Below are 26,979 nucleotides of genomic sequence, written 5' to 3' on the forward strand. Positions count from 1 at the left end.
CCGTGTGAAAATCAGCCCCTTGTTGGGATCGCCCCTGACGCGATCAGCGTCCCGATCGTCCTGTCCGTCGTGCTCTCAGAAGCACACCGAACAAATGTCGAACGCGCCCCGCATCTCAAGCGTGAGGATCCGTAGCAAGGGCATGGTTGGGGATCGTCCCGCTTCGGCAGGTCGACATTGACGAACACCACTCCCCTCAGATCCCGGACTGCCAGGTGGACAGCACAATGAGTCGCGGCAGAATACTGCCCAGTTCTGTCTAGGCACGAGCCGGTCTGATCACGGCATAACCCGCCAGTTCAGCAGTTACCACCCGTAATCGCGGTGGAGGTCTTCGGGCTGGTAGCGGAGCTGGAATGCCCGAAGGCCATCGCCCTCAATGCGGTGGATGACAATTTCAGAAAGAAATTGAGCCTTGACAGCTCGGACGCGACTGACACGGTTTTCCTCATTTTCGCTGATCCAAGTCTCAAATCGTTTGGGAAGATTGAAAGTGAGCCGATAAGTAGCCGATGGGGCCGAGAATCCCAATGTCCACTCCTGAGGCATTGGCGATACCGCCCATTCCGCCCGACTGTCCTCTCCTGTTCGCCATAGCCGGATAATGTGGTCTGGATGGTTCCGAGCATAGTCCAGGAACTGCTCGATGTTGTCGACGGCCAACGGGAGGATAAAGGGAGCCGCAGGGAAGCCAAGTAGCAGCTCAACACGCCGCCGTTCCATTAAGGCATGGACGAGCCCACCAAGAGATCCCTCTACCTCCTCAGCAACTTCAAATGCATTCGTTGCATAATATTCGTCATCGCGGGAAATGTCGGGCATGGTGCCGAGCATTGACCGCAGCCGGCTACGCATCCACATGACGGGGAATTTCTTCATCTTATATTTTTCGGCAATCACGAGCAGCTTTTCGGCTGTCGACTCAATGCTGCTCAGCAGCCAAGTGAAGGATGCACCAGACAAGTCCACGAGTGAGATTTGCTGAGCAAGCGCGAAGTCTTGCGCTGCCGTAGTGAACCCGCTAGCGGAGAACACAGCGTACACGTACCGGCATCTTTTCCTCAGCTTATTGCCCGGGCCGTGTACGAAGTTCTCGTTGATGTCGTGGATTACCCCGTGCGCGTTACGGACTACTGCCAGATCAGTTTTATGCCGAGTGAATTTCGCCTCAAGGAACAGTCGGATTGGCAATGAGAACGCCGGCACAAATGCGAATTCACCCAACACATCTACCTGATGGTCAGCTCCCCTGCCTTTAACGCACAGCCCGTTGGCATTCATCACTAGTTCGTAGGGGTCTTGACTCACATCAACAAGAAGCCGGTATCCGGAGTTGCGGAGCATCCACGCCAGCACTTCCTCCAATAAATAGCCTCTCAGCGCGGCCTTCGTGATCATATGCACAACTCCAAAAATCATTGGTCAGAATCGAGGGGGCGCAAGCACTGTGGCTCCCAGGTCGGCACGCTCGCCCATTAAATCATTCGGGACAGACACCGGGGACCTTACTCCAGAATCAAGCGCGTATGGACGGTGGTGCGTAGGCGTCAACGTTCGACGTATAGGAACGTTCCTCTTATCTCGACTAGGGCCATCCTCTGGGAAGGTCTCACAGGGGAGGCATGTGTCGGCAATCGCCTCAGCCTGGATAGCCAAGCCGAAGTGACCGATCGTCACGCTCAGCCAGTCACTTCTTCACAAGTACGGGGACGCCCATGGTGCGGCGTCAGCGCCGCTGCTCTCAACCGTGCGACGTTGTACGGGATGATCAGCCTGTGTGTGGCTGCGTCGGTGTACCACTTCGCTGTAGAGCAGACCCACAACCGTGTGTCTGATGGCAAACCGACGTAGCGTAGGGCCGCCAGGCTCGGGCACCGGAAGCGGCGCGATCGACGCGACGAAGAGCGCAGCATCAAGCCGACTCTCACTCTGGTCAGCGGCTACATAGGATTCGGCAAGAGCGAGTTCCCGTAGGCGCCGATCGTTCGGCCCAGGCGTTCGGGATGTGGAGGATCCGGTACGCGCCGTCGAGCATGTCGCGGGTCAGCCAGACTCCACCCTCTCATGTTCCACGAGAGGGTGGAGGTTCCGTCCGCCTCTTCATCGTCATCGCCACTGGCCGGACGCAGCAGGTCGGCGTACGGCGTGAGCTCGCCGTAGTCACCGTTGTCGTGGTCCGCAGTGTAAGACCAGTAGCCACCGCCCTCCGACTGCTGCTGGCCAGGAAGACATTGCCGTCGATGTCTCAGGTCGGGAACCGGTGTCGCATCTCCGGCCCGGCAAAGGCCTGAGACCGCCGCACGCCGGGGTCCCCGCCGACAGCGCGGCGGGGACCGGGGTGTGGAGCCGGCGTCAGCAGATGAGGGCGACTCCCACGGTGAAGGGGATGCTGTGGTACGGCGTGTGCTCGGAGCGCTGCCCGGCGGACACGCAGGTGCCGACCTCGTGCCAGGAACCGACGCCGGCGTTGGGGTTGGGGTGCTTGACATGGATGAGGACGGCGTACCGGGCGTAGCCGGTGCAGATCGCCCAGGCGGTCTTGGGACTATCCACGCCGGTTGTGCAGTTGGGGTCGGCGTTCGCCGGAGAGGCCATGCCGAAGAGGGCGGAGGCGGTGAGGAGAGCTGTGGCGGACAGGGCCGCCGCGTGCTTTCTGAGGTGCATTTGCTGACCTCCAGCAGGGTTGGCTGGTGCGCGGATGGTCCCCGAAGGTGGTGCACTCTTAGGAAAGCTTCTTATTAGAAAGTAGCCGGACGCAGCGCACAGTCAAGGGCCAGCGCCTTTCTGCGTCGGTGTGCGCGGGTCACGTACCTCCGAGCGGAGGTCAGCTGATCCGCGGGCTTCCAGGAACCATCTCCGGCGCACCGTCAGGGCCAGCGAAGAAAGGCGGTAGATCCCGTTGCTGTACGACCATGCGAAAGGCCCTCCGGGATCATCCCGAAGGGCCTTTGGCCTGCTGTGCGGCCGGAGGTACTCGAAACCCCAACCTTCTGATCCGTAGTCAGATGCTCTATCCATTGAGCTACGGCCGCTCGCTGCGTAAGCAAGCATAGCGGGTCCGGAGCGATGCCTCGAACCAGTTACGCCGATCGCGCGTCTTCGGTCTCCACCTTCTTGGGCCACAGCGTGTGGCTCACCGGCCAGATCAGGGCGATCGCCGGCACCCTGACGAGTTGCAGGGCGAACATCCGAAGCTCCTCCGTACGCGCCGGGTCGCCCACGAGCCAGGTCATGAGCAGGACGACGGCCCAGGTGATCCCGTACGCCAGCAGGATGAGCAGCCAGTAGCGCCATTCGTAGAGGGTGCGGGCCCTGCCTCCGGGTGGGGGTTTCGGGGGCGGGGGGCCGCCGGCGAAGCGGTGGTGGAACTTGGCGTCGGCCCAGCGCAGGGTGCGGTGGCCGAAGACGACGGAGTACGCGAGGTAGGCGGCCGCGAGGCCGTGCTTGAAGTCGGCCACGGCGCCGCCGCGCATGTCGATCACGGCGGCGGTGAGGAGGACGACGTCCAGGAGGGGGACGCTGACCAGCAGGGCCGTGCTGAGGCGGCGGCGCTTCCAGAGATAGCGGCAGGCGAGGCCGAGTCCGAGGAGGACCCAGAAGCCGATCTCGCACGCGATCAGGATGGCGACAATCACGCTGTCCAGTCTTGCGGGCGCTTTGGGCGGTTTCCTCCGCCAGGAAAAGGAACCTGTGGATACATCGAAGGGTGTATCCACAGGCGGCCCCGCGAAGGAGGGAACCGGTGGTCCGGGGTGGTGGGATAGGAGGCATGAAACGCGTGCCGCTGCTGGCGGGGCTGGCCTTCGCGGTGGGTCTGCTCCTGATCGCGGCTGGAGCCTACATCCCCCGCGACCCGCCCGCGTGGCAGCCGTCCCGGTGGATGATGGCGGTGCCGCTGGCGATGGTGTGCCTCGCCACGCTGGGGCGCACGCGGGCGCCGATGGCCTCGCTGGGGCTGGGCACGACCGGGATCCTGCTCGACACCGTGGTGGGGCCGTCGCTGGGCACGGTGCTGGTCTACACGGACAATCTGTACGCGGCCGCGCTCTACGGGCCGGCCAGGGCGTCGCGGTGGCTGTTGATCGGCACGACGATGATCGCGGTGGTGTCCGGGGCGGTGGGCGGGTTCCTGGCGAGCGACTGGCGGGTGCTGGCGCTGATCAGCGTGCAGCTGGGGCTGGTGCTGGTGTCGCCGGTGACGACGGCCCAGGTGCTGCGGCAGCAGCGCGACCGGGCGGTGGCCGAGCGGACGCGGGCTGAGCAGGTGGCGCGGCTGGCCGAGCTCGACCGGCAGGCGGCGATCACGGCCGAGCGCACGCGGATGGCCCGCGAGCTGCACGACATGATCGCCAACCATTTCAGCGCCATCGCCATCCAGTCCACGGCCGTGCTGTCCCGCAAGGACCTGGATCAGGGCACCGTGCGAAAGATCATGGAGTCCGTACGTGAGAACAGCGTGAAGGGGTTGTCCGAGATGCGGTCCATGATCGGGTTGCTGCGGCAGGCGGGCGAGGAGGCCGAGGCGGTGCGGCCACGGCTGGCCGACGCGGAGGGCCTGGTCGAACGGGCCCGCGGGTCGGGGATGGAGACGTCGTTGCGCGTCGAGGGCGAGCCCCGGGAGCTGCCCCCGCCGGTCGATCTGGCCGCGTTCCGGATTCTTCAGGAGGCATTGACCAATGCGCTCAAACACGGCGAGCAGCCGGCGAGCGTGCACATCCGCTACGAGGCGCGGCAGGTCTCGGTGACCGTGGACAACGCGGTCAACGGGCGTGACGCGCGGCTGCCGGGCGCGGGCGCCGGGCTGGTGGGCATGCGGGAGCGGGCCGCGCTGGTCGGCGGCACGTTCGAGGCCGGGCCGCAGGGCGACGGGTGGCGGGTCACGGCACGGTTGCCGACCTCTGGACAGGATGACGGGAGCGCGGGATGAGCATCAGGGTTCTGGTGGCCGACGACCATGCGGCGGTCCGGGCCGGGATCGTGCTGATCCTCGACGGCACCGACGACATCGAGGTCGTGGGCGAGGCGGCCGACGGGGTGGAGGCCGTGGCGCTGGCCAGGGAGAAGCGGCCGGACGTGGTGCTGATGGACGTGCGGATGCCGCGGATGGACGGCATCTCGGCCACCAGGGAGCTGGTCGGGGTGGCCGATGTGCTGATCTTGACGACGTTCGACGTGGACGAGTACGTGTTCGGGGCGTTGCGGGCAGGGGCGGCCGGGTTCCTGTTGAAGAACACCGACGCCGATTCGCTGGTGGAGGCCGTGCGGCTGGTGGCCAGGGGTGACGGGCTGATCTCGCCGGCTGTCACGAGGCGGCTGATCACGGCGTTCGGCGAGCAGGCGCCGCCGGTGCGCAAGGAGGCGGTCGATCCGGCCGGGCTGACGCCGCGCGAGCGGGAGGTGCTGGCCTGCATCGGGCGCGGGCTGTCCAACGCGGAGATCGCCCGGGAGCTCGACATGGCGGAGGCCACGACCAAGACTCACGTCAGCAGGGTGCTGAACAAGCTGGGGCTGAAGAGCCGGGTTCAGGCGGCGATCTATTACTCGGAGGGGCTATAGGGCGGTCTGAGGAGGTTCTTCCTGGGCAGGGCTGGGGGGTGGGGCCGGGCGCGGGGCAGCAATATCGGCCGGTATGTATAGCCAAGTGAAAGTGTCGCCCCCTAACCTTTGCCGGACCAGGGGGGAGAGCCGATGACCACACCACCGCCGCCGCCGCAGGGCCCGGACGACCCGGCGTGGCGCCAGCCACCCCAGGGACCGCCGCAGGGGCCACAACAAGGGCCGCAGCAAGGGCCTCCGCACGGGCCGCCGCCGCACGGGCCACAGCAAGGCCAACAGCACGGGCAACAGCAGTGGCCGCCGTACGGGCAACAGCACGGGCCGTGGCCGCCTCCGCCTCCGCCGCAGCCGCAGGGCAGCTCGGCGGGGATCGTGGTCGGGCTCGCGCTCGCCGGGGTGGCCATCTACAGCGTCATCAACGTCATGGTCGTGTTCGGGGTCCTCATGGTCGCCGGCTCGGCCATGGGCGGCGACCAGGCGGGGGTCGTGATCGGGGCGGCGGCCGCGTTCCTCGCCCTGGTGGGGCTCGGCGTGGGCGTCGGCCTGCTGCTGGTGCGCAAGCCGTGGTCGATCGGCACCGGGCTCGGGCTGATGATCGGCTGGGCGCTGTGGTCGATCGTCACGGCGGGACTGTGCACGGGTCTCAACCCGAGCCTCTACGGCGGCTGACGTGCCGCTGCACGAGATCTTCGTCGGTCTCGGCGTGCTGGTGGCCTCGGTGGTGTTCGTCCGCGAGGCCCGCAGCCGGGGGGCGCTGAACGAGCAGTCGCTGGTGGCGGTCACCGGGGCGCTGGTCGGCGGCGCCATCGGCATGCGCCTGGCGGGCTGGCTGGAGACGTTGGACCTGCAGAGCCTCTGGCTGTACGGGTCGCGCAGCGTCCTGGGCGGATTGACCGGCGCGTACGTGGGGGTGCTCGTCGCCAAGCGGGTGATCGGCTATCGGGAGCGCACCGGTGACCTGTTCGCGCCGGCGGTGGCGCTGGGCATGGCGGTCGGGCGGATCGGCTGCCATCTGACGGAGGCCCCGGGGCGGCCGACCTCGCTGCCGTGGGGCATCCACGCGCCGGCGACGACCCCGGACTGCCCCGGCTGCCTGGCGGGCCAGGCGATGCACCCGTCGTTCGTCTACGAGATCGTCTTCCAGCTCGCCGCGTTCGCCGCCCTGGTGTGGGCGCGCAAGCGGCTGACCAGGCCGGGCGAGCTGTTCACGCTCTATCTGGCGGGCTACGCGGTGTTCCGTTTCCTGGTGGAGTTCACCCGGGTGAACGACATCCTGTGGTCCGGCCTGACCGGTCCGCAGTGCTTCCTCCTGCCGGGTCTGCTGCTGCTGGGCATCCGGGTCGGCTACGGCTGGCGGCGCGGCTACTACGATGCCCTCTTCGACCGGAAGGTGCACCAGTGAGCACAGGCATGGAGCTGCGGGGCGACCGCATCCTCCGCTACGTCAACGCGTTCTGCCCGCACTGTCAGGAGCCCGATCTCACCCGGGTGGAGCGGCTGAGCGGCTACCTGGCGGAGCGGGACGGCCGGGTGTGGCTCGAACGCGGGTGCCGCGAGCACGGGCTGGTCAGGACGCTGTACGACGAGGACCCGGAGATTCTTGCCTATCTGGAGGAATGGACCGCTCCCACCAAGCAGCACATCCCGGACGTGTCGGGCAACTTCGCCCCCGTGCCGGGCGCGTACCTGCAAGGGCTTCCGGAGATGCAGACGCAGCACACCTGCATCCTGCTGGAGGACATCGCCGAGGCGTGCAACCTGCGCTGCCCCACCTGCTTCGCCGGCAGCTCCCCCGACCTGTCCGGCGTCGTGCCCGTCGCCGAGGTGCTGGCCAACGTGGACCAGCGGCTGGCCAGGGAGAACGGCAGGCTGGACGTCCTCATGCTGAGCGGCGGCGAGCCCACACTGCACCCCGAGCTGAAGACGCTCCTGGCCGAGCTGACCGCCCGGCCCGTCACCCGCATCCTGATCAACACCAACGGCGTCCTGATCGCCCGCGACGACTCGCTGCTGGACCTGCTCACCGAGCACCGCGAGCGGGTCGAGGTCTACCTCCAGTACGACGGCTCGTCGGCCGAGTCCTCCCGGCATCACCGAGGCGGTGACCTGCGCAGGCTGAAGGCCGACGCCGTACGGAGGCTGTCGGAGCGGGAGATCTTCACCACACTGGTGATGACCGCCGCCCTGGGCGTCAACGACGGCGAGATCGGCGACGTGATCAAGCTGGCCCTCGACACCCCGTACGTGGGCGGCGTGTCGTTGCAGCCGCAGTTCGGCTCGGGCCGGTCGGGGGCCATCGACCCGATGGACCGGCTGACCCACACCGGCGTGCTCAAGCGGCTCGGCCCGCAGACCGGCGGCCTGGTGACCTGGCGCGACCTGACCGCGCTGCCGTGCTCGCATCCGCACTGCTGCTCGGTGGGCTACCTGATCCGCGACGACTCCCGGCAGTGGCGCTCGCTGGTGGCGTTGATCGGCCACGACCGGCTCAAGGAGAACCTGGGCCTGGTCGCCAACCGCATCGCCGACTCCGAGATCCCGCGCGAGCTGCGGCTGGCCGTCCAGGAGTCGCTGCTCGGCCTGCTGTCGGAGCAGTCGTCGCTGTCGCACCCCCGGATCGGCGACCTGTGGCGCAACATCTGCGAGAACTGCGACCTCGGCGTCTCCACCCTGCTGGCGCTGGCCTCGTCCGCGCTGCCGGGCAGGCGGGCGAAGTTGCGCCGGATGCTGGGCGAGCGGGTGGTGCGGGTGACGGTCAAGCCGTTCATGGACCTGTCGACCATGATCGAGGAGCGGCTGACGCAGTGCTGCGTGCACGTGGGCACGCGGTCCGACCGTGACCAGTGCGCGCCGTTCTGCGCCGTGCAGGCGTGGCCGCAGCTCTCGGCCCAGCGGCTGTCAGCGGTGGCCGCCGAGCCGAGGGTACGGCTCCCGCTGGAGGTGATCACGTGAAGGCCGAGCCGTACGATCCGCTGAGGTTGTGCGTCTATGCCACGGTCGCGCTGCTGGCGTGGCTGTTCGGGCCGTGGGCGTTGCTGGCGTTCGCCGGGCTGGGGTTCGCGGGCTACTGGAAGGCGCGGCGGGCCGGGCTGACCCGGAGCAAGTGCCTGCTCCGGGACACCCGGCTGGTGCTGGCCTACCTGGGGCTGCTGGCGGCGCTCGCGGTGGCGGCGATCATCTTCTGGTGACGGCCGCCAGGTTCATCACGGTGACCTCGGGGCCCTTGCCCCAGTACATGATCGTGGTGGGCGAGGACGACGTTCCGCTGCCGTAACTGGCGGACCCGTCGGGCGACACCCGGTTCACGCCGGCGATCTTGCCGGTGGCCGGGTCGTAGACCGCGACGGGCGCGACGTACTCCTTGGCCGGATCGGCGTCACCTCTGACCGGCATGACCGAGGCGAACCGGTCGCCCAGGACCTCCCCGTGGAAGCCGAGCGACGGGAGCAGCGTGGCGTCGGAGCCGTCGAGGCCCTGCACCAGGAGCCCGCCGCCCTTGGCGTCGCCGTAGCACCACTCGGCGGCGCAGGTCAGCTTCGTGACGGAGCCGGAGGCCGGGAGCGGGGTCTTCTCGCCGGTCACCAGGTCGACCCTGCGGTCCTGGTTCTTCTGCCCGCGCTCGCCCGGCGCGTAGCCGACGGCGTACGGCCAGGAGTCCAGGTGGAGGCCGTCGGAGCCGGCGACCTTCTCGGGCTCGCCGCCGGACAGCGGAAGCCGGTGGACACCCCCGTCGCGTACGGACCAGACCAGGGCGTCCTCGGTGAGGCCGATCCGCTCCACGTTCGCCAGGTCGCCGGTGACCTCGCCGACCCGCTGGGCGGTGCCGCCCTCGCGGGGGATGATCCAGAAGTCGGCCCACTTGTCCCTGTCGTTGGGCGTGGTGCCGTACCAGGCGAAGTGCCGCTCTCCCACCTCGACGTCCTGGACGAAGTAGCCCTTGACGCCTTCGGGGGCGGGCATGTCGCCCACCACCCTGGTCGTGCGGGCAGTGGTGTCGTAGATCTCCAGGCGGCCGGCCTTCTCGAAGGAGGACTCGGCGGTCAGCAGCACCTCGGTGGGGGAAATTCCGGTCACCGGGCGATATTTCCAACCATCGGGGGCCGCCGCCGGCATCGTGAACACCGCCTCCGGCCACACCTCGGCCACCGGCTTCACCTCCGCCACCCTGGGGACGGCACTGGCCACCTCCCCAGGCGACACCGTGGTCACCGCGACCGCCGGCTCCACCGACACCCGAGGCTCCCCCCGCCACACCGCCATCGTCCCTCCGGCAACCAGCACCACCGAGGCGGCCGCCAGGGCCATGCCCGCCCACTGCCGGCGTCGCCGCGCCCGCCGCCGGGCCGCGACGGCCGCCGCCAGCCCGCCGGTCGGCGTGACGTGCCCGGCCCCGGCACGCAGGGTACGGACCAGGTCCTCTTCGCTTCTCATCGTGCCTCCTGCAGCATTCGCTTGATCCGGAGCTTGTCCAGGGCACGCGCCGCCTGGCTGCGCACGGTGCCGCGCGAGACGCCGAGGATCGCGGCGATCTCCGCGTCGGGCAGGTCCTCGTAGTAGCGCAGCACGAGGACCACTCGCATCCTGGGCGGCAGCCGTTGCAGGTCCGCCCACAGGTCCGCGTCCTCGTAACGGTCGAAGCGCCCCTTCTCCGGCACGACGGACACCAGTTCCTCCCGGTGCCTGCGCCGCCACGAGGTGATGTGCAGCCTGACCATGGTCGTGCGCACGTACCCCTCGGGGTCGTCCTTCTTGCGCACCCGTGACCAGGCGTCACCCAGCCTGGCCAGAGCCTCCTGGACGAGGTCCGCCGCGTCGTCCGCGTTGCCGGACAGCACGTAGCCGTACCGGAGGAGCGCATCGCCCCGGCTCCGGACGAACTCGTCGAACTCGGTTGTGTGGTCCACGTATCCAGGGATCCTCCAGCACGCCGTACCGTTGCACGAAACGCGAAAAGCGCGCGCCCCCGGAAGGGGACGCGCGCTTTCGAGGCGGTCTGATCAGGCGGCGTACGACGGGTAGCCGTAGCCGGCGACCTGCGAGGTGGGACGGACCCGCTCCTCGACCTTGCCGTTGCCGGTGTTGCCCTCGATCGTGGAGATCGTGCCGTCACCGTTGTCCTTGACGACGAAGCCGACGTGGTCGATGGAGCTGATGTCCTTGCTGCCGCTCCAGGAGAAGAAGACCACGGCGCCGGGCTTGGCCTCCTGGCCCCAGCGGTCGTTGGCGGCGAACCACTTGGCGTGGGTCACGGTGTAGGCGTCCCAGCCGACCTGCGGGCGGGCGCCGGTCTGCTCGCCGACCCAGGAGACGAACATCGAGCACCAGGCGGCGTTCAGGTAGTCCTGGCGGTTGCCGCCGTCACGCTGGACGGTCTCGGCGGCGCGCTGGGAGTTGGCGTACCACTGCTGGAACTTGGTGCCACCGCCGGCGGCGTTCTCGGAGGTGCCGACCTGGGCCTTGGCGACGGCCAGGACCTGCGAGGCGGAGACGTTGACCCTGGTGTTCTGGTTCGTGGCGGCCTGCTGGGCCTGGGCGGCCTGCGGCTGGGTGTTGGCGGTGGTCGCGGTGCTGGCGTCCGCCGACACGTGGGCGCCGAACGCGGTCGCGACGAGCGCGGCGCCGAGGACGGCCTTGGGCACGTTGATCTTGGGGGTGCGGATGGGGCGCATTAAGGGTAACTCCTCGCTTCCATACCGCTTACCGGGTTAGCTGACGGGTTCGGGCGTGGAAGCTGCCCTACGGCGATGTCGGTGCCGATTCACCCCGGTGGAACACATGGGTCCCCGGTTCCGCGTGTGAGCGGATTCAGCGGTCACAGGTCGGTCCCTGTGATGGACGGTGGGTCGTGACGCCCGAGAGTCGGTCGCGTCTTACCCGCGTACAGAAATGTCCAACACACCCCTGACCTGGGTAATTCCCTCGTAACGAAATTTCCACGAAACCGGCCGCGGGCGGGGGCCCGCGGCCCGGCTACTCCGCAGGAACGTAAAGGCTGAGCGTCTCGGCGATGCACGCCGGGCGCTTCTCGCCCTCGACCTCGACGGTCATCTTGAGGTTGGACAGGTAGCCCGCCGGCGTCCCCTTGACGTCGGTCAGCTCGGCCGTGGCCCGCACCCTGGCCCCGACCGGCACCGGGCGGGGGAAGCGCACCTTATTCAGGCCGTAGTTGACGCCCATCGCGATGCCCTCGACCCGCACCAGCTCGAACATGAACGCCGGCAGCAGCGACAGGCTCAGGTAGCCGTGCGCGATCGTGCCGCCGAACGGGCCCTCCTTGGCCCGCTCCACGTCGACGTGGATCCACTGGTGGTCGTCGGTGGCGTCGGCGAAGAGGTTGACCTGTTCCTGGGTGACGGTGCGCCACTCAGTGGGGCCGAACTTCTCGCCGACGGCAGCCTTGAGTTCCTGTACGTTCGCGAAGGTCCGCATGAGGCGGAACGCTATTGCGCCGGTGGGACCGCTGCCAAGTTCAGCACCCGGAACTTGTCCGGCTTGTCCCCCTTGGTGGCGCCCCAGTAGAAGACGGTGCTCGGTTCCGACGAGACGCCCGCCCCGTACCAGTTGCCCGGGTTGCCGAAGCTCACCATCGTGCCCGTCGCCAGGTCGTACACCGCATTGCCCGCCGCCAGGAACCGGTCCAGGATCGGGTAGCGCGCCACGCCCATGCCGATGCCGCGCGCGACCTCCCGGGGCGGCTGCGAGCCGTCGACGCGGCTGATGACCGTGCCGCGCTCCCCCCGGCCGTAACACCAGACCGGCCCGCAGCGCATGCCCTGCACGCCCGGCGGCGGCTGCACGGTGCGGCTGGAGCCGTCCTCCAGGTTCACCAGCCGGAGCTGGTTGCGGTCCAGGTCCCCCGGCAGGCCGGCCACGTCGGTGGCCCAGGGCCACTGGACGAGGTGCAGGCCGTCGCTGCCGGGGACGCGCTCGGGCTCGATCCCGCCGAGCGGGTGCCGCCACACGCCGCCGTCGACCTCCGACCAGACGACGTGGTCGCCGTCCAGGCCGATCGCGTCGAGGTCGGCGTCCTGGCCCACGCGGCTGGCCACCAGCCTGGCCTCGCCGCCGGCCAGCGGGACCGTCCAGATGTCGCGGATCTGCGCGCCGTCGCCCTGCTCGCCGTACGCGAACCAGGCGACGTTCGCGCCGTCCACGGTCACGCCCTGCACGATGTACTTCTTCAGCCGGTCGTCCTTCGGCACCTCGGCGACGAGCCTGGCCTTTCCGGTACGCGAGTCGTACACCTCGAACTTGCCGGCCTTCTCGAACGACGACTCGGCGCTGAGCAGGACCTCCGTGGGGCTGATGGCGGTGATGGGGCGGTAGCGCCAGCCGTCGGAGTTCCTGGCCGGCATGGTGAACACCGCCTCCGGCCACAGCTCCGCCGCCACCGCTTCCACCGGCTCGACGGGCACCGGGGCGATCGACGCCGTGGCCGTCGCCAGCGGCTGCGGGGTCTCCCGGACGGCGGTGCCCCTGAAGACCGCCGTGCCGGTGCCCGCGACCGCCACCACGGCCGCCGCGGCCAGCAGTTGCGCCCTTCTCCTGGCGCGCCGCCGCCTGCGCAGCCGGGCGACCCCCGCCAGCAGGTCCGGCTCCGGCGCGTCCGCGGCGCCCTGCCGCAGCGCTGTGACCAGCTCGTCCTCTGTCCTCACGCCCGTCCCCTTTCGAGCATCGCCGGCCTGACCCGGAGCGTGTTGAGCCCGCGGAACGCCTGGCTTCGCACCGTTCCTCGGGAGATGCCGAGGATGTCGGCGATCTCCTGATCGGACAGGTCCTCGTAGTAGCGCAGAACCAGCACGGCGCGTTGCCGCCGCGGCAGCGTGGCGAGCTCTCTCCAGAGCTCGCCGGTGGAGTGGATGTCGGTGTAGGAGCCCTCGGGCAGCTCGCCCGTCAGGCGCTCGCGCCGCACCTTGCGCCACCAGCTCACGTGCTGGCGGGCCATGATCGTACGGACGTACGACTCCGGATTGTCCTTGTTGCGCACCCGCCGCCAGGTGTCGCTCAACCGCAGCAGCGCCTCCTGCACCAGATCGGCGGCGTCCTCGGCGTTGCCGGTGAGCACGTAGCCGTATCGCAGGAGGGCCGGCCCGCGGGCCCGGACGAAATCCTCGAACTCCACACCACCATGACGCCCGGGGTGGGCTCGGCTGTTGCAAACTTCTTTACCCGAAATCATCGCGCACCTGTTCGAGTCCGCGCTACAGTCTTAGGTACTCGAATCGAACAAGGGTTCGGCCTGGTGAGAGGGGGTGTGTCCGGTGACGGTGCTCGCGCTCGCCCCTGCCCGGACACGCCGTAGCGCTTTCTTCCCAAATCTAAGACGGCCGCTATATCCGGCAATAGAGTCCGAGAGCGTGGACCCTGTGCGCAACCCCTACGCCCCCGGAGCCGGACAGCGTCCGCCGGAGCTCGCCGGGCGCGACCGTGAGCTGCAGCAGTTCGAGGTCGTGCTGGAGCGGGTGGCCCGCGGCCGTCCCGAGCGCAGCATGGTCGTCACCGGCCTGCGCGGCGTCGGCAAGACCGTGCTCCTCAACACCTTCAAGTCCATGGCGATGCAGCGGCTGTGGGGCACGGGCAAGATCGAGGCCCGGCCCGACCAGTCGATCCGCCGTCCCGTCGCCGCCGCCCTGCACATGGCGATCCGCGAGCTGGCTCCGCGCCACCGCGCGCCCGAGCGCATCGAGGAGTTCCTGGGCGTGCTCAAGGCGTTCGCGATGCGCGACCCGGCCGCCGCCAAGGGCACCTCGCACTGGTCGCCCGGCATCGAGGTGCCGGCCAGCCGGGGCCGGGCCGACTCCGGCGACCTGGAGATCGATCTGACCGAGCTGTTCGTCGACGCCGCCGGCGTGGCCACCGACCTGGGCGTCGGCATCGCCCTGTTCATCGACGAGATGCAGGACGTGCAGGCCGCCGACGTCTCGGCGCTCTGCGCCGCCTGCCACGAGCTGTCACAGTCCGGCGGCCCGCTCATCGTGGTCGGGGCCGGGCTGCCGCACCTGCCGAGCGTGCTGTCGGCCAGCAAGAGCTACAGCGAGCGGCTGTTCCGCTACGCGCGCATCGACAAGCTCGACCGGGAGGCCGCCGACCTGGCGCTCATCCTGCCCGCGCGCGAGGAGCAGGTCGAGTTCACCCAGGAGGCGCTCGACGCCCTCTACGAGGCGGCCGACGGCTACCCCTACTTCGTCCAGGCCTACGGCAAGGTGGCCTGGGACCTGGCGCTGCGCAGCCCGATCACGCTCGACGACGTCAAGGTGTCGGCCCCGGAGGCGGAGGAGGAGCTGGCCGTGGGCTTCTTCGGCAGCCGCTACGAGCGCGCCACCCCCGCCGAGCGCGACTACATGCACGCCATGGCGGAGATCGGCGACGAGCCGGTGCCCACCGCCGAGGTCGCCGAGGCGCTGGGCCGCAAGCCCTCCAGCCTCTCCCCTGCCCGCGACAGCCTCATCAAGAAGGGCCTGATCTACAGTGCCGAGCGCGGCCTGATCGCGTTCACGGTGCCGCATTTCGGGAGGTTCCTGCGTGCCCAACCGGTGTGAGCACCGCCCCTAGCCCTCTATTGGGCTGTCTAGTGGGGAAGCTAGACAGCCCAATAGAGTTCAATCGAGCGCTCTATAAGGCTGTCTACCGTCAGGCCGATACGGTCGTATATTCCGGCAGAGACTCCGCGCTCACCACCGCGACCCGCACCGCGGGCCGCCGCCCCGCCAGGTGCACGGCGAAGACCACGTCGTCCCGCTCGTGGTTCTGGAAGGCGAAGAAGCGCCAGCACAGCTCCCGCCAGCTGTCATAGGGCTCGGTGGCCGCCAGTTGCGCCGCGTGGGCCCGCCACGTGCCGCTCGACTTGAGCCGCGCCAGCGACACCCCCTCCTGCGGGCCGCGCCGCTGCTCGCAAGGGGCCCGGTGCCGGGCCCGGTCGACCAGCTCGTCGATCTCCGGCGACAGCACCGCCAGCACCGCCGCCCCGGCCAGCGTGAACCCCCAGGCCGGCTCGGCGAACGCCGTCCAGCCCGGCGTCCCGGCCCACACCGCCATGAGCGCCATCCCGGTCAGCACCACGGTCCGGCCGATCGAACGCAGCCCGACCGGCGCCGAGCTCACCTCGCCGAAGCAGCCGCACCCGGCATCCGGCCGGCGCCTGCGCAGCTCCAGCAGCACGTACGTGGACAGCGCGAAGAACGTGACCGTCCCCCACCGGAACAGCGGGTGCGCCGAGACCAGCAGCCCGGCGGCGAGCACCAGCTCGACGACGCCGCACAGCAGCAGGGCCGGTTGCTGGAGCCGGCCCGGCATCAGGACCGCCGGGCCCAGCCGGGCCAGCTCCCCCGGCTCCCGGCCCGACCGGACGACGGAGAACTTGGCCACCGTCCCCAGGACGAGCAGGACGATCAGGACAGGCACCTGTGAGGCCAGCACGTGTGTCACCCCAATCCGATCTGCGCGTTGAAACACCCGTTCACCAGGTCCCCGCCCAGCTCCACGTAGCTGGCCGGGGAGAGCTCGGTGATCCGACCGCGTGGCGAGGTGCCGCACTCGACACACCGGTCGCAGAACCGCCCGGCCACGCACCCGCACGCGACGATCGGCACGACCGCCGACCGATTCGCGCACACGTTCTGGATCTGCAGCAGCGAGCCGATCGCCAGGTACGGCAGCGCCGCGCACGACACGCCCGCGTCGGGGCAGCCCGCGTCCGAGCGCTCCACCATCGGGTACGCGGCGCCGCGCTCCTCGCCGTCGAACACATCGGACCAGGTGATGGTGCCCGCGATGCGCGCCTGGGCGCCGGCGTAGGACGGCGGTGGCGGCGGCACGGCCCGCGCCGGGTAGGCGGGCTGCGACGTGGCGGGCAGCAGCGCCAGCGCGGCGCCGTCCTTCCTGACCCCGATCGCGTCGAACAGGTAACCGGGCTCGAACTGGGGATGGCGCACCCGCAGCCGGCCCGTGGCGCGGTAGGGGATCACGATCGTGCGGCGGCCCCGGTGCGGGCCGCAGTCGAGCTCCACGGTGACGTCCTTGCGGCCTTCGATCGACACGATGGTGCCGGTCAGGCGTACGGTGTCGGCCCAGATCCGCTCGACGACCTTGCCCTCGCGCAACGCCCTCATCAGCACGGTGGCCCGTACCGGAAGGTCGGCCGGGGCGACGTCGCCGCCGTGCCACGCGGTCGCCCACGGCGCGATGACCAGGCGCTCCTGCCTCCCGTCCGGGGTCTCGACGGCGATCATGTGCGGGCTCACGTCGAGGATCTCGCCGGTGACCGCGCGCAGGGGCTCGCCGCCCTCCGGCCCCGGGCCCGGCGTCGCCGCCTCGCGCCCCAGCGCCGCCGCTGCCAGCACCCGGCGACGCTCAACATCAGGAAAGCCCATCCGCCCCTCCCTCGTCCCGGGTACCAGAGTCACACGCATGCGGCTGGGCCAGGGCCTTCCACCGCACACGGGAGCAAAATACGCATCCCCCGGGGAAGGAGATGACATCCGGCGTCATACAAACTGCCACCGACCTTGACTGACCTTTATCCACGGCGGGCCGAATCCTGAATTGCGGTTCTGCCTGAATGCGGCCCCGGGCTGGGATTCTGGCCGGGATGCAGAGATTCGACGAGGAGTTCCGCGAGTACGTGATGACGCGCGGCCCTGCGCTGCTGCGTGCCGCCAAGCAGCTGACCGGACACCCTCTGGATGCGGAGGATCTCCTGCAGAGCGCACTGACCAAGACATACCTCGCATGGGACCGCATCCAGGACCGGGGGGCGCTCGACGGGTACGTGCGTCGGGCGATGGTCAACATCAACATCTCCCAGTGGCGACGGCGCAAGCTGGAAGAGTACCCGTCCGACGAGTTGCCCGAGGTGGTTACGCCGGCAGAAGCCTGCGGCGACGTGCACGAGCGGCTCGAACTGGCCCTGCAGAAGCTGCCCGAGCGGATGCGGGCGGCCATCGTGCTGCGCTACTACGAGGACATGACCGAGCCGGAGATCGCCAGCGCGCTGGGGATCAGCGTCGGCACGGTGAAGAGCACGGTGTCGCGGGCCATGGCCAAGCTCAGGAGTGAACTGGGTCTGCCCCGGCCGTAGCGCAGGGCCGCACGACCTGCCGGATCTTGCGCAGCGTGGCCAGGAACGTCTCCAGCTCGGCGGAGCTCAGCAGCCCGGTCAGGCACTCGTCGATGTCCTCCAGGTGGCGGGGCAGCACCTCTTCCAGCTTGTCGCGGCCGGACCCGGTGAGCGTGGCGTAGGAGGCGCGCCGATCGGTGGCGCACGCCTCGCGGGAGACCAGGCCGTCACGTTCCAAACGGTCGATCACGCGGGTCACGCCACTCGTGGACAGACCGGTCTGCGCGGCCAGATCGGTCATCCGGAGCTGCTGACGCGGCGAACGCCCCAGCCTGACCAGGGTCTCGAAGTCGACGTCCGACAGCCCGGCCGCGCTGAACACCGGCTGCATCCTGGCCGTCAGCCCGGCATGCACCTCCGCCAGCAGGCCCATGGCCGTCAGCCTGGGGTCGTCAATGTTCGTCACGCTCATACCCTAACGGACGTTGGTTGACGCGCGGAATATTCCTCGTGTAGAAATTTGTTGGCGCAAACGTCCGCACAACAAGCTCCATCGGAGGGAACCCCATGAGCACCCGCACCTGGAACGGCCTGACCGTCCCCGCCGCCGGCACCTACACGCTCGACGTCGCCCACACCACCATCGGCTTCGTGGTCAAGCACATGATGGTCAGCAAGGTACGCGGCAGCTTCTCCAACTTCTCCGGCTCCGTCACGATCGCCGAGAACCCGCTGGACTCGTCCGCCGAGCTCACGATCAAGACCGAGAGCATCTCCACCGGCGTGGCCGACCGCGACGGCCACCTGCGCAGCGACGACTTCCTCGCCGTGGACAAGTTCCCGGAGATCACCTTCAAGAGCACCCGCGTCACCGACCACTCGGGCGACGAGTTCACCGTCGTCGGCGACCTCACGATCCGCGAGGTCACCAAGGAGGTCGAGCTCACGGTCGAGTACGGCGGCGCCGGCACCAACCCGTGGGGCCAGGCCGTCTGGGGCTTCTCCATCAACACCGAGTTCGACCGCGAGGACTTCGGCCTCACCTGGAACCAGGCCCTGGAGACGGGCGGCGTTCTGGTCGGCAAGAAGATCAAGGTCGAGATCGAGGGCGAGGCGAACCCGGCGGCTGCCGCCTAGGCTTCGCGGTTGTCCACAGCGGGGGGTTATCCACAGCCCTGAGCCCGCTCCTGACCAGGAGCGGGCTTTGTCCACAGCCCGTTACCCACAGGGTGTGGACAACTCGCTGGACACTGATTGGACAGCGACGAGGCGGCCGCGCGGGGACGCGTGACGGGAACCGCTTTGCCGCACTGCCAGAAGGCCGGTACGCTGTCCTGAGCCACGTGGCTACCAGGAGGATTCGCCTAGTCAGGTCTATGGCGCCGCACTGCTAATGCGGTTTGGTGGCAACACCATCCGGGGTTCAAATCCCCGATCCTCCGCAGGTTGAAGGCCCTCGCCCAGTTTCGGGTCGAGGGCCTTCCTCGTTCCTTAGGGCGTCAGGGTTGCAGTTGGCCCCCTCACACCGAGCCCCAGAGAGCCGCGCCCATGCGGTCGATGGCGCCCCTCATTTCAACATCGGCCATCCCGAGCCGGATCCACCGGTTGTCGGAGACCAACCGCTCGCCATGCACCACCCAGCGCGTCAGCTCAGCGTCATCGAGCTACCTGGCACGCCGCCGCCGTACACGTACTTCCAGATGGCAGCCGAGATCGTTGCCAAATAGTCCCTATGAGGATCAAGCCGCGGCGCGGTACCCCCGACCCTCCGCCCGCCGTCCGGGCGTGCGACTGGAGGCCGGTCCCGGACGGCACCGGTCCGAGCACCGCACGCCGACCTCCCCAGACCTAGCCGAACGCTCCGTCTGGGGTTGCCGCGCCACTTCCTGGACATAATGACGTTCTTCCTCGGCAACGGATAGACACACGTCGTACTCGTGAAGGGGCGGGGAGGCATCAGCGTCCACATGTCGATGGTCCGACGGGGTCCGGTTTGTGTGTCCGTAGTGTCTACAACACCAGCCCAGCCAGGATGCGGTGATCACCGTACGCGTGGCGAGTGTCGCGATGTCTGAACAGGCGCCAACGCTGTAGCGCCATCTCCGCGCTACCCCCAGACCGACTTGGCCTGAAGGACGAACAACTTGTGGCGGCTGGTGGCGATCAGGCGCCCGGCTGATTGTCACGGATGCGGTGAGCGATCTCGTCGAGATAGATCATCCGACGAGTCTTCCCACAAAGAGCAGAACATGCACTGCCATGAACACGAACGGAACGCGACGTTCGCTTACACCCAGCTCGGCGTAGCGAGTGCGCCACGACTGCACCGGGTCGCGCTTGAGGGTGGCCCACTCATCGGAGAATAATTTGATCGGCAGTTGCTCCTCGATCTTGTTGATGACCTCAAACTTGGCTCGGTTGAGATCACGATAGCTCTTGAGCTGGAGCCACCAGGTGGCCGACAGAGCGATACCAGCGAGGGCAACAGCGGTTGATGCCCACAGCGACTTGGTGAGGCCGGGGCTGGCGAGTCCGAGTACCGCCACGAAGGCGGTCTGAACCGATAGGAAAAAGGAGTTCGAAGTTCCCCTGCGGGCTGACACTCGGTCCGCCATTTCCACGGCCATCTTGTAGAGGTCAATTACCTCCGCAGGGGGCCGGGGCTCGGGGTCCTGGCTCACCGGGCTCCGCCGATCAGGAGGTTAAGGTTCCTCCACGTCCAGTCGTACGTCTTGTCACCAGCTGTTGCCGTCGTCGGCTTGGTGCAGACCTTGCTGGCGTAGCCCTTGAGCAAGAAGTACTCCATCGGCTCGTCCTGAGCGATCTTGAGTGCGATGGCGACGCCTTTAGCGGTGTGCGTGTGCTTGCCACACACGACAGAGGGCTCCTTGATCGACCAGCCATGCACCTCGAAGGGCGAATCTGGGTTCCCAGCTTGCACGATGAGTAAATCTTTGAGGGCCTTGTCGTAGTCATAGCTTGTAAAAACACGGTTGGCCACCAGGCCCCTCCTAGGATGCTCATCAAATTCTACGCGACCTATCACGCCTGAACGAATAAGCCCTGCTTTTACAAGGGGTCACCCCTGCAGGGTGGCGCGCCAACTAGCTATCTGTTCGGGGGGGATATTCAGGGGACGCTGGAGTCGTTGCAAGCCTTGCACAATGGTTTCAACCTCGGCATCTGTAGGGTTGTGGGTTCTGACCGCCTGAAGATACTCCACGACACGGTTTAACTCGCCGCTCACGACGGCGGCAGTGGCAGCGGTGGCGTTGACCCAAACATTCCGCTCGACGAGCCGATCAATGATCTGCATAGCTTGACGGTAGACCCGTGCAGCATCTTCTGTTCGGCCCAGTTGTAGCTCAGACATGCCGAGCAGATCCGCGAGGTAATATGAAGCTGGGTTCGCGGAGAACGCCGCAGCGTAAGTTTCCCTGGCTTCGGCTATCCGGTCCTGCTCTCGGAGCCATCGGCCTTTCAGTGCCGCGCATTCCACGTTCTTCACGAACGCCTTCGGCGACAACTCCGCGATGCTGTTGAGTATCTTTTCAGCACTCTCGTAGTTCTGACAGTCTATATAGGCTTGACCCAGGGAGCGCAGGACAAATAAGTCGCGCGGGGACAGCCTACGGGCCATTTCGAACTGTTCGGCCGCTTCCTGATAGCGCTTAGTCGCCATGTACAGCTGTGCAAGCCTGCGGTGCAGGCGTATATCGATAGGCCTTTCCTCGATGCCCTCTTTCTGGCCGAATGCCACCAGTAGCCATTCGTGGACCTGACGGACCTCCGACGCTCTGTCGCTCGTGGCCAGAGCGTCCAGCCTTTCACACCATTCATTGACGATCGGTTCGGTGGGAGTCAGAGGAGCAGTGCGCAGCGCCTCGGCAACGGTGTTGAGCCAGTGGGTTACGGCGCGCTCGACGTTCTGGGCGGCCCTGATCGTCGAGGCGGGGTCGCTGCTGAATTGTTCGATGAATTCGTTAAGCAGGAGCCTGACATCCGAGAAGGTATCTCCCCGCGCGATGTGGGCGTGGCTGTTGAGCAGCGGCGAAGGGATGTCATTCATGCCAATATGGAAGGCGATGGGGCGTACGCTGCGTAGTCGAGCCTGGGGTTCGGCCAAAGCCGCCCCGTAGACCGCCCCTGCCTCCCATAAGACCCATGGCTTGTGCACCGATGTTGGCGTCAGCAGTACGAGCGTCACAGTCGCAGTCCGTACCTGGGTAGTGATCCACTGAAACCAGTTCTCCCCGAACTGGACGCCGCCGCCGAGTTCGCGGCTCGTCGAGTAGACGACGGAGACGGCGCCAGCACCGAACAACGCAGTAACGGCTTCGCTCACAGCGTTGGCGATCGCCCCATCAGCCTCGGTGTGACTGATGAAGATCGAGGGCTTGCCGTCGTCGTTGACCACATTCATCGTAGGACCCTGCCCCTGAGTAGCAGGGTCCACTGGGGCATGGGCACAGCTAGAACTCTCCGTTCACTCCCCGGCTTGGATCCAACTGGTACGCGCAGAAGGCGTAGGGCCTAGATCGAACCGTGCTGGACCAGCCTAGTACCTACGTACCTAGTCGCAGCTCTAGTTGTACTTGGCCAAGTTCTTGGTGACACGCGGTCGTGAGTTGTTGGTCACGTAAAAGATCTCCGGGCGTAGTGGAGTTGCCGACTTCACCACCAGCCGGAGGTCCTGATGGGTCACGCTACGTCCGGCTGACGTTTCATGGCAGATGCCTGCTGATTCGCCATGTCGAGTTCGACGGCCGCCCGTCGCGATGCGGCCGCTGAACTCGGTATCTCCGCCAGTGCGGGCATCGATGGGTGCGCCACTTCCGCGCCGAGGCCTAGGACGGACTGCGCGAACGGCGCACCGGCCCCCACTCCTGACCGCGCCGCACCTCGCCGCCACCAAGTAGCAGGTGCTGGCCACCCGCGCCAGGTGCGGGCCGGACCCGACCACATCGCCCGGGCCACGGGAGTGCCGACCAGAATCATCACCGCATCCAGCACCGCCACGGCCTGCCCATCCTGGCCTGCGACCCCTCACCGGCCCGCCGATCCGCACCGCCACCCACAGCACCCGGCGACATGGTCCACGTCAACGTCAAGCAGCTCGGCCGCATCCCCGACGGCGGCGGCCAGCGCGCACACGGTCGCAGCGAGCAGGTCCGCGGCATCGGCATCGGCTACGACTACCTGCACACCGTCATCGACGACCACACCCGCCTGGCCTACGCCGAAGTCCTCACCGACGAGAAGGGCGCCACCTGCGCCGACCTGCGCCCACCTGGGCGCACGACAGACGTTGACCCGCCCACGCTGCCCACGGGCCAACAGGCCAACGGCAAAGCCGAACGCTCCAACCGCACCCTGACCACTGAATGGACTTACAGCCGGCCCTACACGAGCAACCAGCACCGCACCCAAGCCCTTGACCCCTGGCTCGAGCACCACAACACCACCTGGCCGCACACAGCCCTCGGCGGCCGACCACCGATCAGCCGACTGGCACGAAGTTCATGACCAAGTACATCTAGTCGCAGCCCGGCACTGTGCAAGCTGTCTGAAATCGAGCGCGTCGGCCAAGCGGCCGTGGCGAACTGGACGAGTCCAGGTCGCGTGCTTTCATGTGGGCGCCGAGACCGTTATGCGACGTCCGCGAAGAAGATCACGCCCGACGAATAGCAGAACACGAACAGGGCCAGATAAATCATCGATGACATCCTGTATTGGCGCCACAACGGTACGGCCAGGGTACCGACTGTGCTGGTCGCCCGGCTCTGCTCGGCCGGCAGCCATCGTTGTATCTGGCCAGCGTCGGGGGTGAACCAGATTATCGCCATGAAAACGTTGATCAGCGTACCCAGTAGAACAATGCCGAACTGGTCGTCGAAAGACAACAGGAATTGAAGCTGGGTGATGAGCAGGGCCACCATGACCACGTTCAAACGCCGTTGGAATCGCGCGTAAGTGGTGCGGGATGACGCGAGTTCGACGGCCAGCCAGAAAAGGTAGAGACAGCAGGGTATGCTGATCCAGAACATCAGCTCGGCCAGCGCCGGCACAAGGCGGCCCAAGCCTTCATCGTGCACAAAACTGCTGTATACATTGCCCTGCCCGAACAGAGTTATGGCCAGCAGCCATGTCGAGAACAGTCTCATGGAGTGACTCTTGTACCGCACGGGCCCCGGCATGACCATTCTCGTCAACCCCTCCGGAAGTGCCGGGAAGGAATAACTCACACTCGCCGACGAGCTCGCCTGTAGTGATTTCCCGAGAAGCACAAGCTTGTCGTACGAACGCTCACGGTAGTCAAACCACTGGTATCGGTGAAGTCGTTTCAGGGTCTCGTCAGGCTGGATGGTCGTGCATATCACATAGATCAGGTCGGGGTTGTTCCGCTCAAGATCTCCTAGCCAGGCCACTTGGGTGTGGTTAGTCAGCAGGACGATGGAGACGTCACGCCGTTGCAAGCTTTCGCCGCCGCTGTGCACACACTCGGCCAGCGCCGTCTCTATTTCCGCCGCGACATGGTAGTCCGCGGGATGATGCAGCAGATGCCACCGTAGCGGTTGCTCGGATGCGGTCCGTAGTGGTTTCTGCTGCTCGACGCCTCCTGACCACAGCGTTTCTGGTCGTCCCGATCGATCGGGGTACCTAAGTGGGCCGACCGTGGACCCGGAGTGGATGCGACGAGTTCTACTGCGAGCGTTGGGGGGTCCATTGTGCTGAAATCGCAACTTCTCAGGTGCACTGCCGGTTGCCAGCCAGCGATAAAGAGAACCGGAGCGTTGTGCCACCAGGAAGTTAATCGCGCCGAGCACGAGAAGCGCCAGCGTCGGCCAGCGCCAATGCGCGCTGGTTGTCGTCAAGAATGGCGCCGCGTCTCCTACGGAGAGAAAGGGAGAACCATAGTCGAAAGAAGATGACGAGCTGTACTTCACGTACCGGCCAAGGATCATGTCGTAGAAATCTCGCCATGCCGAGGAGTGCAGATTGGCGGGCGTCGACATGAGGCCGCCGCTGATACTCACAATGACGTGATTGGTCGAGTGATTGATGAAGCTGGTGTTCAGGTAAAGCCAGCCTGGGCCGAGTAGCGCCAGGGGGAGCAGGGCAAGAGCGAATCTCCGTCGATAAATGATCGCCACCAGAAGGAACGCCGTTATTGTCGTGAGCAGCAAGGTGACGGCGGCGATGCCCAAGAATGCGTAGACTTTACTGGATAGCCCGTGGAAAGTGTATCCGAGCAGATGGGTCGTGAAGCTTACGTCGCTTTCTTCTGGGATATTTTTTCCGTGTGGTGTGGTGATCGCCACCAGCGTTCGAAAGTTCAGTACATCGAAGAACAAGCTCGCTGCGAGCGTCAGAGTCAGGGCGATCGTTACCAAGGAAGTGCTTGGTGGCTGGCGCAGCGGAAGGCGGAGGGCGTTCCCCGTCGCAGCCTTGTCGCGGTAATGACGGGGTTGGACGAGCAGATTGACCAGCGTCATCGCCTTCGGTTCGAACCGGGTGCGCATGTCGATGATCGCCACGGCTTCGCGGCTCAGTTCAGGCGGTAGTTCAACGGCCTCGAAGAGGACGACATATATCCGCTTGCCGCATGCGAGCGCCGTGCGCCACTCATAGTTCACATCCTGTGACGCAAGGGCATCGCGTGAAGCCACGACCACCAGGGATGTGCATGTCGATAGGCCTTGGTCCATGCTCTTTCTCCAGTCGACGCCCGCCTGGATCCGGCGTGTGTCGAACCATACGGATATAGCATTTCGCTCCAAGCGCAGCATCAATGATTCAGCGAAATAGAACTGTCTACGCGAATAGCTGAGAAAGACTTCGAGACTTCTCTCTCGATCTCCCCTCTCAGCCGCTGAACCGACATTGAGATCTGGTGGAGTACGGTCCGCTTGCACGTCGCCAGGATCATCGCCGAAATGGACATAAAGGTAAATGAGCAAACCCGCGTCAATGAGGGCCGACAAGACGAGATAGTTGTCGGACGATGTGCGGGTCAGCAAAGCAATGAACGCGCGGAGTGATTCGGCTGATATGACGAAGATAAATCCTGGTTCGCGTCGGAAAAAGATGAAAAGGATGCCGACCATCTCACCGAGGGCCGCTACTCCTAGGACAAGGTCCCAAGACGGCGAGCGCCCGTGGTCGATATCGACCTCGAATGCGGTGATGGTGCTGTACATCACCCAACTGGTCTGTGTGAGCACAATGACCAATAAGATGATCGACAGGGCGCCGCGCCTTGTCGAATAGCGTGCGCTGGTGTTTCGGTGCATGGACCCCCACTTCTTGTGGCCGAGCTGCAGGGCGGCCTAGGCGATGGCGGCGGTCGAGAACGTCACGGGCCGCCCCAGTCGCCGCTGCAGCACCTTGATGGCTGAGCAAGGAGGCCGGCCCGCACACGATAGTACGAGCACGTCTGCTTGCCCCGCCGCCTCCTTGCCTAATTGGTTCACGAGCACGGTCTGCGGTTTGAGGACGACGTCGGCATGCCTGCCCGCCGAGCCCCGGGCGCTCTTGGAAGTTGTCTGCATGCTCCTATTGGCCGGTCTCGGTGGCCTTGTTGCTCGGTCCGTTCATTTCTGACCGGGTGTTTCTTGAATGACGGCCTCCCGCGTTGATGATGCGGCATGGGCACCAACCGGCTCGTGCCCGATCGTAGGGTGATCAAGAGAGAACCGTGGGGGATCACAAGCACTTCATCAGCTCCCAGCTGGACACCCTTCCCAGCGAGAAGGCAAGACCCGGAAAGGCTGCCCAAACTGGCAGTACGAGGAGATCCTCTCACGGGAGATTTCTGGCCCGATAATTGCGCGTGACCAGTTCGGCGATTCTATTCATGTGGCTATCGACAGGTTCGCCGAGCGCTACTAGCGTTTCCGGAAGGTACGGCCTCTTGGCTTCACGAAGTCCCGTAAGGAGTACGGGCGGGACGTCCACCCTTAGAAGATCGTCGGGTCGTGGTTGGGCCTGGTTACAGTTCACTGCAGTATCAGGTCGTCCCCAGGAAGGCCAGCGATGGGCGTCGGTCCAGGCAGGACGCTCCTGGACGAGGGTCTCCCGAGCTGCTGACGCGGTTTGGTGGCAACACCGTCCGTGGGCTCAAATCCCCGATGCTCCGCAGGTCAAGGACCCTCGCCCCTAAGACGGGGAGAGGGCCTTTCGCTATTCTCGGGCGTCAACGTGACGGCACCCCGGGCCGCACGAGACTGAGCCATTTCCATCCTGAAGCGCCAGGTCACAAGCATGTTGCAGGCTCTCGATCTTGACCTACAAGCAGAGAAGCCCCTGGTAGATGCGTTGTCGACCAAGAGCAACAGCATCCCCAGGAGCTTCGTGTGCTGTTCTAT

At 66.5% G+C, this 26,979-nt stretch carries 25 protein-coding genes, 2 tRNA genes, 1 pseudogene and 1 riboswitch; of the genes and pseudogenes, 11 read left to right on the forward strand and 17 right to left on the reverse strand.

Annotated elements, in window-relative coordinates; all coding sequences use genetic code 11:
- Positions 1 to 306: 306 nt before the first annotated feature.
- From AB0G11_RS39550 to AB0G11_RS39565, 4 genes are all read right to left on the reverse strand, one after another.
- Positions 307 to 1,398 carry a hypothetical protein gene (locus AB0G11_RS39550; RefSeq protein WP_357591786.1) on the reverse strand — a complete coding sequence of 364 codons (1,092 nt, stop codon included), beginning with the start codon at positions 1,396 to 1,398 and terminating at the stop codon, positions 307 to 309.
- A 954-nt stretch (positions 1,399 to 2,352) separates the two neighbouring features.
- Entirely contained in the window at positions 2,353 to 2,664 is a 312-nt protein-coding gene (locus tag AB0G11_RS39555; protein WP_357591788.1) for a hypothetical protein, read from the reverse strand.
- A gap of 295 nt (positions 2,665 to 2,959) precedes the next feature.
- Positions 2,960 to 3,032: transfer RNA gene (locus AB0G11_RS39560), tRNA-Arg, on the reverse strand.
- A gap of 48 nt (positions 3,033 to 3,080) precedes the next feature.
- On the reverse strand, positions 3,081 to 3,635 hold the full coding sequence (locus AB0G11_RS39565) for a hypothetical protein (RefSeq protein ID WP_357591790.1): 555 nt from the start codon (positions 3,633 to 3,635) through the stop codon (positions 3,081 to 3,083).
- Positions 3,636 to 3,769: 134 nt separating this feature from the next.
- Here AB0G11_RS39565 and AB0G11_RS39570 point away from each other — a divergent pair, with 134 nt between their 5' ends.
- From AB0G11_RS39570 to AB0G11_RS39595, 6 genes are all read left to right on the forward strand, one after another.
- Positions 3,770 to 4,927: a histidine kinase gene (locus tag AB0G11_RS39570; protein ID WP_246643591.1), complete on the forward strand. Its 1,158-nt coding sequence runs from the start codon at positions 3,770 to 3,772 to the stop codon at positions 4,925 to 4,927.
- Positions 4,924 to 5,556, forward strand: a complete 633-nt coding sequence (locus AB0G11_RS39575; protein ID WP_219498789.1) for a response regulator transcription factor — start codon at positions 4,924 to 4,926, stop codon at positions 5,554 to 5,556. Before AB0G11_RS39570 ends, AB0G11_RS39575 begins: the two co-directional genes overlap by 4 nt.
- A 372-nt stretch (positions 5,557 to 5,928) precedes the next feature.
- Positions 5,929 to 6,225, forward strand: coding sequence for a hypothetical protein (locus AB0G11_RS39580; RefSeq protein ID WP_219498786.1), 297 nt, complete (start codon positions 5,929 to 5,931; stop codon positions 6,223 to 6,225).
- 1 nt (position 6,226) lies between these two features.
- Entirely contained in the window at positions 6,227 to 6,958 is a 732-nt protein-coding gene (locus tag AB0G11_RS39585; RefSeq protein ID WP_219498783.1) for a prolipoprotein diacylglyceryl transferase family protein, read from the forward strand.
- Complete coding sequence (locus tag AB0G11_RS39590; protein ID WP_357591791.1) at positions 6,955 to 8,508, forward strand: radical SAM protein; 1,554 nt, start codon at positions 6,955 to 6,957, stop codon at positions 8,506 to 8,508. The genes AB0G11_RS39585 and AB0G11_RS39590 overlap by 4 nt, the downstream gene beginning before the upstream one ends.
- Positions 8,505 to 8,744, forward strand: coding sequence for a hypothetical protein (locus AB0G11_RS39595; protein WP_219498780.1), 240 nt, complete (start codon positions 8,505 to 8,507; stop codon positions 8,742 to 8,744). Before AB0G11_RS39590 ends, AB0G11_RS39595 begins: the two co-directional genes overlap by 4 nt.
- On the opposite strand, the gene AB0G11_RS39600 is transcribed toward AB0G11_RS39595, so the two are convergent.
- From AB0G11_RS39600 to AB0G11_RS39625, 6 genes are all read right to left on the reverse strand, one after another.
- Positions 8,731 to 9,987, reverse strand: a complete 1,257-nt coding sequence (locus tag AB0G11_RS39600) for a hypothetical protein (protein WP_219498778.1) — start codon at positions 9,985 to 9,987, stop codon at positions 8,731 to 8,733. The two genes, AB0G11_RS39595 and AB0G11_RS39600, sit on opposite strands and share 14 nt — an antisense overlap.
- The gene (locus tag AB0G11_RS39605) at positions 9,984 to 10,460 is read right to left on the reverse strand and encodes a SigE family RNA polymerase sigma factor (RefSeq protein ID WP_219498776.1); all 477 of its coding nucleotides are present in this window, start codon (positions 10,458 to 10,460) and stop codon (positions 9,984 to 9,986) included. The genes AB0G11_RS39600 and AB0G11_RS39605 overlap by 4 nt, the downstream gene beginning before the upstream one ends.
- A 93-nt stretch (positions 10,461 to 10,553) precedes the next feature.
- Positions 10,554 to 11,225 carry a CHAP domain-containing protein gene (locus AB0G11_RS39610; protein WP_357591793.1) on the reverse strand — a complete coding sequence of 224 codons (672 nt, stop codon included), beginning with the start codon at positions 11,223 to 11,225 and terminating at the stop codon, positions 10,554 to 10,556.
- A gap of 10 nt (positions 11,226 to 11,235) precedes the next feature.
- Positions 11,236 to 11,377: riboswitch (cyclic di-AMP (ydaO/yuaA leader) on the reverse strand.
- A gap of 149 nt (positions 11,378 to 11,526) precedes the next feature.
- The gene (locus AB0G11_RS39615) at positions 11,527 to 11,985 is read right to left on the reverse strand and encodes a MaoC family dehydratase (protein WP_219498771.1); all 459 of its coding nucleotides are present in this window, start codon (positions 11,983 to 11,985) and stop codon (positions 11,527 to 11,529) included.
- A gap of 11 nt (positions 11,986 to 11,996) precedes the next feature.
- Positions 11,997 to 13,211 carry a hypothetical protein gene (locus AB0G11_RS39620; protein WP_357591795.1) on the reverse strand — a complete coding sequence of 405 codons (1,215 nt, stop codon included), beginning with the start codon at positions 13,209 to 13,211 and terminating at the stop codon, positions 11,997 to 11,999.
- Positions 13,208 to 13,678 (reverse strand): SigE family RNA polymerase sigma factor, encoded by a 471-nt coding sequence (locus AB0G11_RS39625; RefSeq protein WP_308125560.1) that lies wholly within the window; start codon positions 13,676 to 13,678, stop codon positions 13,208 to 13,210. Before AB0G11_RS39625 ends, AB0G11_RS39620 begins: the two co-directional genes overlap by 4 nt.
- Positions 13,679 to 13,913: 235 nt before the next feature.
- Between AB0G11_RS39625 and AB0G11_RS39630 the strand changes: the two genes are divergently transcribed.
- Complete coding sequence (locus AB0G11_RS39630; RefSeq protein ID WP_219498763.1) at positions 13,914 to 15,095, forward strand: ATP-binding protein; 1,182 nt, start codon at positions 13,914 to 13,916, stop codon at positions 15,093 to 15,095.
- A 91-nt stretch (positions 15,096 to 15,186) separates the two neighbouring features.
- Here AB0G11_RS39630 and AB0G11_RS39635 read toward each other — a convergent pair whose 3' ends face one another.
- Together AB0G11_RS39635 and AB0G11_RS39640 are read right to left on the reverse strand one after the other, a co-directional pair.
- The gene (locus tag AB0G11_RS39635; protein ID WP_308125559.1) at positions 15,187 to 15,972 is read right to left on the reverse strand and encodes a MauE/DoxX family redox-associated membrane protein; all 786 of its coding nucleotides are present in this window, start codon (positions 15,970 to 15,972) and stop codon (positions 15,187 to 15,189) included.
- A gap of 5 nt (positions 15,973 to 15,977) precedes the next feature.
- Entirely contained in the window at positions 15,978 to 16,925 is a 948-nt protein-coding gene (locus AB0G11_RS39640; protein WP_357591797.1) for a hypothetical protein, read from the reverse strand.
- 218 nt (positions 16,926 to 17,143) lie between these two features.
- Between AB0G11_RS39640 and AB0G11_RS39645 the strand changes: the two genes are divergently transcribed.
- On the forward strand, positions 17,144 to 17,632 hold the full coding sequence (locus AB0G11_RS39645) for a SigE family RNA polymerase sigma factor (RefSeq protein ID WP_219498755.1): 489 nt from the start codon (positions 17,144 to 17,146) through the stop codon (positions 17,630 to 17,632).
- Here the strand turns inward: AB0G11_RS39645 and AB0G11_RS39650 are convergent.
- Positions 17,601 to 18,083: a MarR family transcriptional regulator gene (locus AB0G11_RS39650; protein WP_219498752.1), complete on the reverse strand. Its 483-nt coding sequence runs from the start codon at positions 18,081 to 18,083 to the stop codon at positions 17,601 to 17,603. The genes AB0G11_RS39645 and AB0G11_RS39650 overlap by 32 nt on opposite strands.
- Positions 18,084 to 18,178: 95 nt before the next feature.
- Between AB0G11_RS39650 and AB0G11_RS39655 the strand changes: the two genes are divergently transcribed.
- Together AB0G11_RS39655 and AB0G11_RS39660 are read left to right on the forward strand one after the other, a co-directional pair.
- Entirely contained in the window at positions 18,179 to 18,748 is a 570-nt protein-coding gene (locus tag AB0G11_RS39655) for a YceI family protein (protein ID WP_219498748.1), read from the forward strand.
- A gap of 216 nt (positions 18,749 to 18,964) precedes the next feature.
- Positions 18,965 to 19,053 (forward strand) — tRNA-Ser (locus AB0G11_RS39660).
- 774 nt (positions 19,054 to 19,827) lie between these two features.
- Here AB0G11_RS39660 and AB0G11_RS39665 read toward each other — a convergent pair.
- The 3 genes from AB0G11_RS39665 to AB0G11_RS39675 all read right to left on the reverse strand — a co-directional run bounded on the left by AB0G11_RS39665 (position 19,828) and on the right by AB0G11_RS39675 (position 22,034).
- Entirely contained in the window at positions 19,828 to 20,157 is a 330-nt protein-coding gene (locus AB0G11_RS39665; protein WP_357591799.1) for a hypothetical protein, read from the reverse strand.
- 131 nt (positions 20,158 to 20,288) lie between these two features.
- A complete protein-coding gene (locus AB0G11_RS39670) occupies positions 20,289 to 20,612 on the reverse strand; it encodes a hypothetical protein (RefSeq protein WP_357591801.1) in 324 nt (107 codons plus the stop codon).
- 78 nt (positions 20,613 to 20,690) lie between these two features.
- Positions 20,691 to 22,034 (reverse strand): toll/interleukin-1 receptor domain-containing protein, encoded by a 1,344-nt coding sequence (locus AB0G11_RS39675; protein ID WP_357591803.1) that lies wholly within the window; start codon positions 22,032 to 22,034, stop codon positions 20,691 to 20,693.
- A 242-nt stretch (positions 22,035 to 22,276) separates the two neighbouring features.
- Between AB0G11_RS39675 and AB0G11_RS39680 the strand changes: the two are divergent.
- Positions 22,277 to 23,137 (forward strand): annotated as a pseudogene (locus tag AB0G11_RS39680) (leucine zipper domain-containing protein).
- A 122-nt stretch (positions 23,138 to 23,259) separates the two neighbouring features.
- On the opposite strand, the gene AB0G11_RS39685 reads toward AB0G11_RS39680, so the two are convergent.
- Positions 23,260 to 25,905 carry a toll/interleukin-1 receptor domain-containing protein gene (locus tag AB0G11_RS39685; protein WP_357591805.1) on the reverse strand — a complete coding sequence of 882 codons (2,646 nt, stop codon included), beginning with the start codon at positions 25,903 to 25,905 and terminating at the stop codon, positions 23,260 to 23,262.
- Positions 25,906 to 26,979: the final 1,074 nt, after the last annotated feature.

This window comes from Nonomuraea sp. NPDC023979, assembly GCF_040639085.1.
Lineage (GTDB): Bacteria > Actinomycetota > Actinomycetes > Streptosporangiales > Streptosporangiaceae > Nonomuraea > Nonomuraea ceibae.